Genomic DNA, 12,518 nt, shown 5'->3' on the forward strand with positions numbered 1-12,518 from the left:
CATAAACAGGAAAAATGCCTAAAAATTCAAAACTTAAATCGATATTAATAATTGGCTCGGGTCCTATCGTTATAGGACAGGCATGTGAATTTGATTATTCTGGAACTCAAGCTTTAAGATCTCTTAGAGAAGATGGAATTGAAACAATATTAATCAATTCTAACCCAGCAACAATCATGACAGATCCTTCTATGGCAGATCATGTTTACTTGCTACCGTTAACAACCAAGTCTATTATTAAAATCTTAAAAGAACATCCGCAAATTGATGCTGTTTTACCAACAATGGGAGGACAAACAGCGTTAAATTTATGTATTGAAGCAGATGAAAAAGGAATCTGGAAAGATTTTGGAGTAGACATTATTGGTGTTGATATCGATGCTATTAATATTACCGAAGACAGAGAGCAGTTCCGTGAATTAATGGAGAAGATTGGAGTAAAAATGGCTCCTCAGGCAACTGCAACCTCATTTTTAGAAGGAAAGAAAATTGCACAGGAATTTGGTTTCCCATTATGTATCCGTTCGTCGTTCACTTTAGGTGGAGCAGGAGCGGCTATCGTATATGATGAGGCTGATTATGATGAATTATTAACTCGCGGATTAGAAATTTCTCCTATCCATGAGGTAATGATTGATAAAGCAATGATGGGATGGAAAGAGTACGAGTTAGAGCTTTTAAGAGATGCTAACGATAACGTAGTTATTATCTGTTCTATTGAAAATATGGACCCAATGGGAATCCACACTGGAGATTCTATCACCGTTGCTCCGGCAATGACTTTAAGTGATAGTACATTCCAGAAAATGCGTGATATGGCTATCTTAATGATGCGTAGTATTGGTGACTTTGCCGGTGGATGTAACGTACAGTTCGCAGTATCGCCAGACGATCAGGAAGATATTATCGCTATCGAGATTAACCCTCGTGTATCTCGTTCTTCGGCTTTAGCAAGTAAAGCAACTGGATATCCAATTGCTAAAATCGCTGCGAAATTAGCTATCGGTTACCACTTAGATGAATTGCAAAACCAAATTACAAAATCTACTTCGGCTTTATTCGAGCCTACTTTAGATTACGTAATCGTTAAAATACCACGTTGGAACTTCGATAAGTTCGAAGGGTCAGACAGAACTTTAGGTCTTCAAATGAAGTCTGTAGGTGAGGTTATGGGTATTGGTCGTTCTTTCCAGGAAGCACTTCATAAAGCAACACAATCTTTAGAGATTAAGCGTAATGGTTTAGGTGCCGATGGTAAAGAGAACAAAAACTACGATCAAATTATCGAGAAATTAACCTATGCGTCTTGGGATCGTGTATTCACCATTTACGATGCCATCGCTATGGGTATTCCGTTAAGCAGAATCCACGAAATCACTAAGATTGATATGTGGTTCTTAAAACAATACGAAGAGTTATTCTTATTACAAAAGGAAATTTCTACGTATACAATTGATACATTAGATAAAGAACTTTTACTTGAAGCTAAACAAAAAGGTTACGGTGACAGACAGATTGCTCACATGTTAGGTTGTTTAGAAAGTGAAGTTTATAATAAACGTGAAGAATTAGGTATTAACCGTGTTTACAAATTAGTAGATACTTGTGCTGCCGAGTTTAAAGCGCAAACGCCTTACTATTACTCAACATTCGAGAGTGATATGGAAACTGCAGACGGAAAACGTTATGCAGATAACGAAAGTGTGGTTTCTGATAAAAAGAAAATCATTGTATTAGGTTCTGGACCAAACCGTATCGGGCAAGGTATCGAGTTCGATTACTGTTGTGTGCACGGGGTGTTAGCTGCTGCTGAAGCTGGTTACGAAACCATCATGATTAACTGTAATCCAGAAACGGTTTCAACCGATTTCGATACAGCAGATAAATTATACTTCGAGCCGGTATTCTGGGAGCACATTTACGACATCATCAAACATGAAAAGCCAGAAGGTGTTATTGTTCAGTTAGGTGGTCAGACCGCTTTAAAACTTGCTGAAAAATTAGACCGTTACGGTATTAAAATTATTGGAACAAGCTACGAAGCTTTAGATTTAGCTGAAGACAGAGGAAGTTTCTCAACCTTATTAAAAGAGAATAACATTCCTTACCCAGAATTCGATACTGCTGAGTCTGCTGAAGAAGCTTTAAAAGTTGCTGATAAATTAGATTTCCCAATCCTTGTAAGACCATCTTATGTATTAGGAGGACAAGGAATGAAAATTGTAATCAACAAAGAAGAGCTTGAAAAGCACGTAGTAGATTTATTAAGAACAATCCCTAACAACAAATTGTTACTTGACCATTATTTAGATGGTGCGATTGAAGCTGAAGCTGACGCAATTTGTGATGGAGAAGATGTTTACATCATCGGTATCATGGAGCACATCGAGCCTTGTGGAATTCACTCAGGTGATAGTAATGCAACATTACCTCCGTTCAACTTAGGAGACTTGGTAATGCAGCAAATTAAAGATCACACGAAGAAAATTGCATTAGCTTTAAATACTGTTGGATTAATTAACATTCAGTTTGCAATAAAAGACGATGTGGTTTACATTATTGAAGCAAACCCAAGAGCATCTAGAACGGTACCATTTATCGCTAAAGCTTACGGTGAGCCTTACGTAAACTACGCTACTAAAGTCATGTTAGGAGATAAGAAAGTTAAAGATTTTAACTTTAATCCTCAATTAGAAGGGTACGCGATTAAGCAACCGGTATTCTCTTTTAATAAATTCCCGAAAGTAAATAAACAATTAGGGCCAGAGATGAAGAGTACAGGAGAAAGTATCTTATTTATTGAGAGCTTAAAAGACGATGAGTTTTACGATTTATACTCAAGACGTAAAATGTATTTGAGTAAATAATCTTGAATTAAATACATGAAAAAGCCGCTTTTAAAGCGGCTTTTTTTATTTCTTATATAAGGTTTGTCGTTCCTTATCTTCTTCAACTTTTGTTATAAAATATTTGGTGTCCCCCAACCAAAAGAAAGTTCGGTAACGTTCAAAATAGGTGAGTCTAACAAAACGACCTTGATATTTTTGTAGGTCTTCGATAATTTTTTTGTTGCCTTTTTCCACCGAAAAAGCAAAGCGTTGCTCTTCTGAAACTCCCTGGCTTAATTCGCCTTCCCAGGTTTTTGTAAACATACCTTTGTTACTAAATTTAATTAAATCTCCTGAGCGAACACCCTCGCTATAGGGAACATAGTAAACAAAGCAAAAATATCCAATCGTTATAATAACAATGGCTGCAATCAATTTATAAAGAAATTTTTTCATGGTAATGATTTGATATAGGCTAAAGATAATAAAATCCGAATTACTTTTTTGTAAGTTTAAAATTGAAAACTACATCTATCGTTTCAGCTATTTTGTTACTAACTATTTTCGGAATTTCAATATCAAAATCGGAAGCATAAGCCTTAAAAGCGCCAGAAATTTCAAGAATGTCATTCACTTTTGAAATAACAATAGGAACCTTGTTTAAGGTTTTGCTTTTGCCATGAAAGCTGAGTTCTCCACTAATGGTTAGCGCTGTATTTTGTTTTATATCTGGAAAATTAAAGGCATCAATACGACCCTTAAAGGTTGCTTTAGGGTAGGTGTCTGATTCAGCATAGTTTTCATTAAAGTGTTCTTCCATTAAGGCATTTTTAAACCGGAAACCTTTTACAAGAACTAGCGCTGCAAATTCACCATTTTCAGCATTTAGAATAGCAGTTACCGAATGGTTTGTGGCTTTAACCTCTTCAAATGAAGGAACAGAAGCCTCGAAGGCAACCGTGCCTGTTTTGGTTAAATATTTATCCTGAGCAAAGACATTTAAGCTGATAAATGCTATGCAATAGAGTAGATATTTCATTGTGAAATTTTAAGGTTTTATTTAAAACATTCTGTCAAATCCCAGATTAATTTTCCAGTAAACCATCATCTTTCCATTTTTGGATCAGGTTTTTTTGGGTTGTAGATAAAGTGCCATTAACCGGCATTTTACCAGCTCCTGTTCGGTTAATTCTGTCTAAAATACTATTTATATAGCTTGAAACTTGAGCGTATGTTGTTAACGACATTGGAGCACTGTTTGTAGGTGTGCTTCCATGACAAGACGTACAATTACTACTAATTATACTTTTAATATCGGCATTGTAGGTCACTTTTTCAGTAGGTGTTGGACCTGGGTCGGGGTCTGGTTGAGCCGTCATGTCATCATCACTGCTACTCGAACAGTTAAAAATAAAAAGCGCTATCGCTAAACCGTAAAAAAGAGATTTAAAATTCATAGTAGAGAGTTTAAAGTTATTTAGTTTTCTAGTAATCCATCAGTTTCCCATTTTTCAAAGAGATCGATAAGGTTCTGTGGTAATTTAGGAGCACCAAATGGCATTTGTGCCCCTGGACCATTACCATTAATCTTGCTAATTAAATTATTGTTCTGTACTGCAGATTTTACGTTAGCATAGGTAATTAATGAGACACTGGCGCCGCTGTTAGGTGTATTGCCATGACAAGAAGTACAATTATTATCAATAATAGTTTTTATATCCTTGCTATAGGTAACCACATTTGGGAGTGGTGTTATTTCAATTAAATCGTCTTCGCTATCATTGGCGCAGTTAAATAAGCAAATGAAAAAAAGAGATAATATTAAGGTAGATTGTTTCATATTATAACAAGTTAAAATACACGACTTAGGTTAAATCCGAAATAAATGTTGCCATCGCTCCAATCTCCGGTACCCTGTCCTAAAAAGGTGTTGGTGTTCATACCTTGAGCATTGGTGAAGTGCATTTGAAAAACATGACCTCCGGTTTCTAAATCTATACCAATAGATAACGGATTTTTAAACGGAGAATTGTCGGCACGGTTTAAATGCCATCCATAATCGGCGTTTAAAGACCAGCGTTTACCTAGTTTATAACGACCACCAAAACCTAAAGCAAATTGAGAATTATCCTGTTCGTCAATAGTTACGTAATTATCATGAAAAAACGTAGGAGCCAGTTCAAGTGATAAATTAGAATTAACTTTTCTGGATACCAATACTTGTGCAGTGTATCCCAGTCGATGTTTAAATTCTAAAAGCGGAAGGTTGTCTTTCTCCAGTCCTGTATTTATTAATATGGAATTGTATCCTACTATTGTAAGTGGAAAACCATTGTTTTCCTGTTTAATTAAAGTGTATTTTGCAGCAGCTTCATAAATTTTTTGAAACGAACTTCTGGAGACGCTCACATTTAAATCGTCGGTAATACCGAAAATGAAATTTAATCGGGTTACGGCATCATCTAGTCCGAAAAAGGTATCGATACCATTTTCTAAGCTTCCAAACCGGTGTGCTACCACAAAAGTAAATTCGCCTTTGGCGACTAGCTTTGTAGATTCAAAGTTTACAATTTTAAGTCCTTTAAAAGCGGCCGAGGCGTATTGAGATGATGCATCAGTGTCTATTTCATCTAATAAATCATCCTGAGCGTAAACCAGTATAGGAATACAAAAAAGAAAAATAAGCAGGTGTTTCATGTATAAAGTAGTTTAGTTAATTATGTTTAAAAGTTTAACGCTTAAAAAAGCGCTTGGTTATGCTTGAATTGGATGTACTAAGTTTTAATAGATACATGCCTGAGGTTAAATTAGAAATATTGATTTTATTACCCAAATAGGGTGTGCTATTGATTTCTTTACCAAGAATATTGAAAATAGAAACCGTTTTTAAATCTAATCCATTTGGTATGTTTAAAGTCAATAATTCTTTTGCAGGGTTTGGCGATAAGGTGATGCTTTTTATGGAAAACTCTTTGTCACTTAAAGCTTCTTCAACGGTTATAGTACCTCCCATAGTTTGAGTATGAACTCCACATATATAAGGATTAGTACCTACGACGGTAAAGGTATACTCGAAAACGTGATTTATTTCTGTAAATTCTTCGCTATCAAAAGATTCTGAGCTTCCTGGTTGACTTACAACGGAATGACGTAAGTTATCTGTCCAAGTCCATCTTACGGTTTCTCCAACTTTTATAGTTAAATTCAAGCTGGTACCAACAGAAGTATGCCAGTTAAGGTCGTGAATGCTTTGTGCATGTATTCCACAAGCAGTTAATACAAAAAGGAGTAGAATTGTTTTCATGTGGTAGTTGTTTAATTAATTATTAATAACACTACACTGATCCAGTTTTACCTGTTCTAATAAATCGTCGAATCCAATACAACGTCCTTTAACTTTGACAATTGTATTTGTTTTTTGGGGAGGTTGAATACTATTACTAAACTGACAAAATACACTGTTGTTTAATGTCATGTCTGTTTGGTTTAAGTCGGTTATAATACCCGAAACCTCAATGGTTTTGTTTATATATTTAAGTTCTGATTGAGCAGGGGATAGTATGAAGGCCTCATTAAGCGCAGAAGCTTCAATTACAAAATCGGCTGATTCTGTTTCAATATTTCTGTGATCTTGGTATATATAACTATAACCAAAATAAAGTGCAATAAGGAAAACGGCAAGTATATATATGTAATACCTTTTTTGCATTTTTTTTTAAATTTAGCAAAAAAAAACGACATTTAAAAGCAGAAAAAATACCTGCAACGTTTCGTATTCGTTTTTAAGATTGCTAATTATATTGATTTAGGCTTTCAAGAAAGCACTTTTTATGTGTATTCCTTAAAAGCCTAAATAAAATTATTTCCGAAGTTTATGAGGAAATTTAAGGGGTAACTGCGGTTAGTACAATGGTTCCTGCTTCAGTTACTTCACCAACCGAAACAGTGGTTTCTGCACTATACTCGTTGTAACCTTCTCTGGTTATTTTTAATATGTATGTTCCTGCCTCAAGACCCTGGAATAGGAAGTTTCCATCCATATCGGTCATGGTGTCGGTAATTTTAACAGCTTCAGCATTGTAAATTTCTACGGTAACGCCTTCCATAGCCGTTTCAGTCTCTTCAATGGTTTCAACTACAGTACCACTTACAGACCCAGAATTAACTTCAGCATTGACTTTAATTACAGGTTTTAAATTGTACTTGCCAGTACTTCCTGATTCAACAATAGATTCACTTACCACCCAATCAAGAATAAAAGTGTAAGTGAAACCACCTTCTAATACAGTGTTTAAATTTAATTTTAAACCAGATTGCATTGCGCTTGGTGTATCTAAAGGGATTAATGTGTCGTCACCTTCTAATTTAAGGGTGTTACCATCACCTAAAACAAGTCTGATTTGTTTCATCATTCCTGCCGGAATTAATTGATCCGTCAATAAAAGGCTATTGCCCGCGATAAGTTCTGTTAAATCAACTTCAATAGGATATGCTTCTGCAGGGTCAAAACTTTGCCAGCCTGCTTCGCTATCGGTGGCATTATATTGAATATCTGTAATTATAACGTTGACTTCTTCGTAATCGCCTATTTCATCAACTAATTTTAATTGAACTCTTGAAGGACTGTCATTTTTATCATCATTACAACTTTGAAAAAAGCTTAATGAGATAATAGAAATTCCAATAAATAAGTAGGTTTTTAATGTCTTTAAATTCATTTTTTTTGATTTAGGAATTATGTTAATTGTTATATGCATATATAACAAGATACTTGTTGAAATTCCTACCCCGCCTTTCAAAAAAAAAATAAAAAATATTGATGATTTTAAAATTTTACAACTCGACCTGAGCATTTTGTTGCTTAACAATATCGATGTAATCTTCAATAACAAATCCAGAAGGTTTAAATTTAGAACTTCGGTGTTTCGATTGTTCCTGGCGTTCGATACTTCTTGCAAAACGGCGTACACTGTCTTTCGTTTTTAAAATAATTCCGGGAACGGGTACATTTTTACCATTTTCGTCTTTGGCAACCATAGTAAAGTATGATGAGTTACAATGCTTTTTCTCTCCGGTTTGAATATTTTCACTTTCTACGCGAACACCTATAACCATAGAGGTTCTACCGGTAAAGTTTACAGATGCTTTTAGGGTTACCAGTTCACCAACTTCAATAGGATTTAAAAAATCAACCTTATTAACAGAGGCCGTTACACAGTAATTTCTGGAGTGTTTTGAGGCGCAGGCAAACGCAATCTGGTCCATTAAACTCAAAATAAAACCACCGTGTATTTTTCCACTAAAATTAGAATGCGATGGCAGCATTAATTGGGTTAAGGTTATTTGAGATTCTTCTATGGTTTTAAACATGAGTAATGACTTAATAATTAATTTTTAGGAGATTGAAATTCTAATATTTATCTAATATAATTATATCTCTTTGAGTTATTCTAAGCTTAAATTTATTTTTCGTGAGTTTTAAAATAATTAAGTTTTTTAAAATTATTTTCTCAGTAAAAATACTTAGGTCTTGAAAATACCGTAAATAAAAAACACCTGTGTAATACAGGTGTTCCTTATAATTTATTGAAGCTAAAAGATTTAATTATTCCTCTTCAGCACGTTTTAATAGTTTTTCGTTTTGCTGTTTTGTGGCTTTTGCTCCTAGCTTTTTAAGGTTCTCAACACGTTTAACCAGATTGCCTTTTCCAGTTAGTTTTACCATGGCACTCTCGTACGATTTTTGAACGGTTCCTATCTGGTTTCCGACTTTAATTAATTCGTCGGTAAGGTTGACAAAAGAATCGTAAAGACGACCGGCTTGTGTAGCAATTTCAATAGCATTTTGTTGCTGCTTTTCGTTGTTCCACATCGTATCGATGGTTCTAAGGGTCGCCAAAAGGGTAGAAGGGGTTACAATAACAATATTCTTTTCAAAAGCTCTATTGTATATGCTGTTATCTTCGTTAACTACTACGGCAAAAGCAGGTTCTATCGGGATGAACATCAATACGAAATCAGGCGATTCGATATCGTATAAATCCTGATAGTTTTTTTCTGAAAGTTGATCGACATGCTTTTTAATGGAGTTGACATGCGCTTTTAAAAAATTAGATTTGTCTTCATCTTCAGCATTTACATAGCGTTCGTAATCAACTAATGAAACTTTACTGTCAATAATCATTTTCTTATTATCCGGCAGATGTAAAACCACATCGGGTAATACGCGAGCACCGGTATCTAAAGTGAAATTTTGCTGAACAAAATATTCACGATCTTTTTCTAATCCCGATTTTTCTAATACACGCTCCAATACCAATTCGCCCCAGTTTCCCTGCATTTTACTGTCACCTTTTAAGGCGCGTGTCAGGTTTGTGGCTTCTTTGGTCATTTGCTGATTAAGGTCTTTAAGCCCCAATAATTGCTCCTTTAAGGCCGAATGCATACTAATGCTTTCCTTTTGAGAATCTTCAACTTTCTTCTCGAAGCCTTGTATTTTTTCCTGTAACGGATTTAAAATATGTTTTAGGTTTTCTTTATTTTGAAGGGTGAATTTCTCCGATTTTTCGTCTAAAATCTTGTTAGCTAAATTTTCAAACTCTTTGGTGAATTTTTCCTGAAGCTTTTCTACTTCACTTTTTTGTTCCTCGTTTTTAAGTTTCAGATTTTCAAATTCTGTGTTTTTTATAGCCAATTCAGAATTTAAAAACTCTTTTTCACGACGAATGTCTTCACGCTCATGTTCAACCTTAGAAATCGTTTCTTTGAATTCAATAATCTGTTTGTTGAACATTTCGGTTTGTTTATTCAGTTCAGATACTGAAGCTTGCTTCATGTCACTAAATTGCTGCTGCAAAATAGCATTGCGTTCCGTTAAGGCGCTCAGTTCGCTTTTGCCTTTTAATTTGTTGATAAGCATACCAATATAGGCACCGATACCCGCCGAAATAACAATGACAAGAATAAGAATGAGGTTGTCGTTCATGTAAAAATGTATTTATTCAAAGATAAATTTTTTACGAACGTATATTATGTTGAATTTTTAAAAGTTATTTACAGCACCGATGTTGTAATGGCTATATCGCTGTCTTGCCAGGCTTTATTAAATTCGCTTTTTATTTTTTTCGCTTCTTTAGTTTTGCCTTGAGCAAGCAAGCTGTTATATAATCCCATTAACGACCAGCCGTTTTGTCTTAAATTGACTAAATCTTCTTTATAGACTTTTTCGGCGTCTTCATATCGTTTGGCTTTCATTAATATGTCTCCTAAATTTTGTCTTGGCGGAATATGCCACGCCGAGGGTTCGTTGTAAATTAAATCGTCTTCAATTGCGACAGCCTTTTCGAAATGGGTAATAGCGGTGTTGTAATCTTTAGTGTTTGCCGCGATTTCACCTGAAACTATTTCATAAGCTAGTTTTGCAAGGATGGTGCCGCTATCGAAACCAGTGGCTAAATTGGTTGCCATATCCGGATCATTCATCAGAATATTAATTGCTTGAAGTTCTTCTTTGGCTTCTTTTAAGTTATTTTTTCGAGTGAATGCAATCCCTCTTGTATAATGCCAGATGAGTTTTAAATGTTTAATGTCATCATTTGGTTTTGGATAGGTTAAAATATCATTCCATTTACCAAATCGGGTGTAGGCGAGTAGAGGCGTTGATGCAAAGTTTTGTAAAAAGTGAAGTTCTTTCATTTCACCAACCGGTACTTTTTCAGCGGTTTTTTTCGCCGCTTCAATTGCGAGTTGACTATTGCCTAATAAACTGGAAGCCGACCATAGAAAGTGAATGTTGTGCGGATAATATCCTAACGGATACATGCCTTGCGAAAAGCATTGAGAAATATAGTCTTCATCAGCTAAAATGGCTTTTTGGTTGGCTTCAACGGCATCTTTATAACGACCAACTCTTATGTAAATATGGGATGGCATATGTACAATATGTCCAGCAGCTGGCATGAGAGAAGCCAGTTTTTCTGCACTTGGTACAGCCTTATCTGGTTTAGGTAGTTCTACCATATGAATGTAATAGTGGTGAGCTCCCGGGTTATCAGGATCTAGCTCCATGGCTTTTTCTAAAGCTGATTTAGCTTTGTCTATATTAGGCGAAGGATTCCCTTTTTTGTCCCAGTAATTCCATGGAACCGTATTCATTACTGATGCAGCATACAGCGTTTGTATGTCGCTATCGTTAGGATATTGAGCTACAACGTTCTCCATGGCTTTCATGTAAGCCATATTCAGTTCCTCAACATCTTTGGTTAAATCGGTAGAATAGCGATGTGTTAAAGCTTCAATAAGCGCCTGTTCTTTGGGCGATGCATTTTTCATTTGCTTCACAGCATTGGCAATAGCTTCGTTGTATTTAAGTTTTCGCTCATCATCAGGTTGAGGATCGTTTATATTCGGTCCTAGTGTATAGGCTTGCCCCCAGAATGCCATGGCACAATTCGGGTCTAACCGTGATGCTTCCATAAAAGAGCGATGTGCCTCAGCATGATTAAAGGCATAGGTTAATCGAATACCCTGATTGAAAAATCGTTGAGCTAATTCGTTTTTAGTGCTTACTTTATAATTGTGATTACCCAGATTTTCAAAAAGTGGGGCGATTTGTTTGGTTGAGTCTATATTTTCTAAAAGAAACGCAGTAGAGGTACAGCTAATAGAATTAGCACCAATTTTACTGGTGTAATCAAAAGTGTCTTCCCGGTTTATTTTATATGAAATCGTTGCATACAGTATAACAGCTGTAAACAAAATGGTTAGTTTAGTTTTCATAATATCAATCGTTTAGGGTTGTTTTAATTTACCTAAGGGGTAGGTGTAGAAACTGATTGATTATGAGGAAGCTTTGATATAAATTTAGTTAAATTGTTGATAATAAGAAAGTCCTGTTACTTTTTAATGCGGAAACTTCCGGTTTTTTCATCAAAAGCAATAAGGTCTTTAGGAAATAATTTTTCAAAAGCTCCACTTTTAATCAGGTTGCAGGGCTGATCGATTTCCACTTCACCTTTAGTCATAACAATCATACTATCACATAGCTGAATAGCCAGATCAATTTCGTGTGATGAGAACAAAATGGTTTTCCCCGTTTCCTTGGCTAGTTTTTTAAGCAATTTTAAAATATATGCTTTGTGATACATATCCAAATGCGTTGTTGGTTCGTCCAGAATAATCAGATTAGTATCTTGAGCCAACGCTCTTGCAATCATGACTTTCTGCAGCTGACCATCACTTAATTCAAAACATTTTTTGTGCTTGATATCTTCAATGTGGGTTTGCTCCAAGGCTTGATTAACAACGCTAATATCTTCGTTCGTTAGGTTTCCAACCCAATTAGTGTAAGGTTGTCTTCCTAATGCCACCAATTCGAAAACCGATAAGTTTTTAGAAATCATTTTTTCGGTTAACACCAAACTTAAAATTTTAGCTAAATCAATGGCGCTTTGTTTTTCTATGGGTTTGTTGTTTATAAAAACTCGTCCGTTAATTGGAGTTTGTACCTTGGTAAGCGTGCGAAGCAGTGTAGATTTCCCAATACCATTGGCACCAACAAGTCCAACCAATTCGCCTTGATGCAATTCAATATTAATGTTAGAAGCAATAACAGTTTGTTCTTTTTTGGAAATATAACCAATGCTTAAATTTTCGGTTTTTAAAATGATATGTTGTTTGTTGTTTTCCACT

At 35.3% G+C, this 12,518-nt stretch carries 13 protein-coding genes; 1 reads left to right on the plus strand and 12 read right to left on the minus strand.

Annotated features, from left to right (window positions below; genetic code table 11):
• Positions 1-14: 14 nt before the first annotated feature.
• Complete coding sequence (gene carB, locus NO995_RS12885) at positions 15-2,867, plus strand: carbamoyl-phosphate synthase large subunit (RefSeq protein WP_258227860.1); 2,853 nt, start codon at positions 15-17, stop codon at positions 2,865-2,867.
• A 45-nt stretch (positions 2,868-2,912) separates the two neighbouring features.
• Here the strand turns inward: carB and NO995_RS12890 are convergent, their stop codons facing one another.
• From NO995_RS12890 to NO995_RS12945, 12 genes are all read right to left on the minus strand, one after another.
• Positions 2,913-3,284 carry a 6-phosphogluconate dehydrogenase gene (locus NO995_RS12890; RefSeq protein WP_240572804.1) on the minus strand — a complete coding sequence of 124 codons (372 nt, stop codon included), beginning with the start codon at positions 3,282-3,284 and terminating at the stop codon, positions 2,913-2,915.
• A gap of 40 nt (positions 3,285-3,324) precedes the next feature.
• Positions 3,325-3,867: a YceI family protein gene (locus tag NO995_RS12895; protein ID WP_258227861.1), complete on the minus strand. Its 543-nt coding sequence runs from the start codon at positions 3,865-3,867 to the stop codon at positions 3,325-3,327.
• 46 nt (positions 3,868-3,913) lie between these two features.
• Entirely contained in the window at positions 3,914-4,285 is a 372-nt protein-coding gene (locus NO995_RS12900) for a hypothetical protein (RefSeq protein ID WP_258227862.1), read from the minus strand.
• Between the two features lie 20 nt (positions 4,286-4,305).
• Positions 4,306-4,668 (minus strand): hypothetical protein, encoded by a 363-nt coding sequence (locus NO995_RS12905; protein ID WP_258227863.1) that lies wholly within the window; start codon positions 4,666-4,668, stop codon positions 4,306-4,308.
• 11 nt (positions 4,669-4,679) lie between these two features.
• Complete coding sequence (locus tag NO995_RS12910; protein ID WP_258227864.1) at positions 4,680-5,525, minus strand: DUF5777 family beta-barrel protein; 846 nt, start codon at positions 5,523-5,525, stop codon at positions 4,680-4,682.
• A gap of 34 nt (positions 5,526-5,559) precedes the next feature.
• Positions 5,560-6,132, minus strand: a complete 573-nt coding sequence (locus NO995_RS12915; protein ID WP_258227865.1) for a T9SS type A sorting domain-containing protein — start codon at positions 6,130-6,132, stop codon at positions 5,560-5,562.
• 15 nt (positions 6,133-6,147) lie between these two features.
• Complete coding sequence (locus NO995_RS12920) at positions 6,148-6,537, minus strand: hypothetical protein (RefSeq protein ID WP_258227866.1); 390 nt, start codon at positions 6,535-6,537, stop codon at positions 6,148-6,150.
• 175 nt (positions 6,538-6,712) lie between these two features.
• Positions 6,713-7,546, minus strand: coding sequence for a DUF4382 domain-containing protein (locus NO995_RS12925; protein ID WP_258227867.1), 834 nt, complete (start codon positions 7,544-7,546; stop codon positions 6,713-6,715).
• Positions 7,547-7,661: 115 nt separating this feature from the next.
• Positions 7,662-8,198 (minus strand): acyl-CoA thioesterase, encoded by a 537-nt coding sequence (locus NO995_RS12930; RefSeq protein ID WP_240572812.1) that lies wholly within the window; start codon positions 8,196-8,198, stop codon positions 7,662-7,664.
• Positions 8,199-8,433: 235 nt separating this feature from the next.
• A complete protein-coding gene (gene rmuC / locus NO995_RS12935) occupies positions 8,434-9,813 on the minus strand; it encodes a DNA recombination protein RmuC (RefSeq protein WP_258227868.1) in 1,380 nt (459 codons plus the stop codon).
• A gap of 68 nt (positions 9,814-9,881) precedes the next feature.
• Positions 9,882-11,606 carry a hypothetical protein gene (locus NO995_RS12940; protein ID WP_258227869.1) on the minus strand — a complete coding sequence of 575 codons (1,725 nt, stop codon included), beginning with the start codon at positions 11,604-11,606 and terminating at the stop codon, positions 9,882-9,884.
• Between the two features lie 116 nt (positions 11,607-11,722).
• The gene (locus NO995_RS12945; RefSeq protein ID WP_258227870.1) at positions 11,723-12,517 is read right to left on the minus strand and encodes an ABC transporter ATP-binding protein; all 795 of its coding nucleotides are present in this window, start codon (positions 12,515-12,517) and stop codon (positions 11,723-11,725) included.
• Position 12,518 lies beyond the last annotated feature (1 nt).

This window comes from Aestuariibaculum sp. M13 (genome assembly GCF_024723255.1).
Taxonomy (GTDB): Bacteria; Bacteroidota; Bacteroidia; order Flavobacteriales; family Flavobacteriaceae; genus Aestuariibaculum; species Aestuariibaculum lutulentum.

What these genes read in the sequence shown, in the direction of transcription:
- NO995_RS12895 (WP_258227861.1), bottom strand. Translation starts at nt 3,867, where the DNA reads ATGAAATATCTACTCTATTGCATAGCATTTATCAGCTTAAATGTCTTT.
- NO995_RS12900 (WP_258227862.1), bottom strand. Translation starts at nt 4,285, where the DNA reads ATGAATTTTAAATCTCTTTTTTACGGTTTAGCGATAGCGCTTTTTATT.
- carB (WP_258227860.1), top strand. Translation starts at nt 15, where the DNA reads ATGCCTAAAAATTCAAAACTTAAATCGATATTAATAATTGGCTCGGGT.
- NO995_RS12905 (WP_258227863.1), bottom strand. Translation starts at nt 4,668, where the DNA reads ATGAAACAATCTACCTTAATATTATCTCTTTTTTTCATTTGCTTATTT.
- NO995_RS12925 (WP_258227867.1), bottom strand. Translation starts at nt 7,546, where the DNA reads ATGAATTTAAAGACATTAAAAACCTACTTATTTATTGGAATTTCTATT.
- rmuC (WP_258227868.1), bottom strand. Translation starts at nt 9,813, where the DNA reads ATGAACGACAACCTCATTCTTATTCTTGTCATTGTTATTTCGGCGGGT.
- NO995_RS12915 (WP_258227865.1), bottom strand. Translation starts at nt 6,132, where the DNA reads ATGAAAACAATTCTACTCCTTTTTGTATTAACTGCTTGTGGAATACAT.
- NO995_RS12920 (WP_258227866.1), bottom strand. Translation starts at nt 6,537, where the DNA reads ATGCAAAAAAGGTATTACATATATATACTTGCCGTTTTCCTTATTGCA.
- NO995_RS12930 (WP_240572812.1), bottom strand. Translation starts at nt 8,198, where the DNA reads ATGTTTAAAACCATAGAAGAATCTCAAATAACCTTAACCCAATTAATG.
- NO995_RS12890 (WP_240572804.1), bottom strand. Translation starts at nt 3,284, where the DNA reads ATGAAAAAATTTCTTTATAAATTGATTGCAGCCATTGTTATTATAACG.
- NO995_RS12910 (WP_258227864.1), bottom strand. Translation starts at nt 5,525, where the DNA reads ATGAAACACCTGCTTATTTTTCTTTTTTGTATTCCTATACTGGTTTAC.
- NO995_RS12940 (WP_258227869.1), bottom strand. Translation starts at nt 11,606, where the DNA reads ATGAAAACTAAACTAACCATTTTGTTTACAGCTGTTATACTGTATGCA.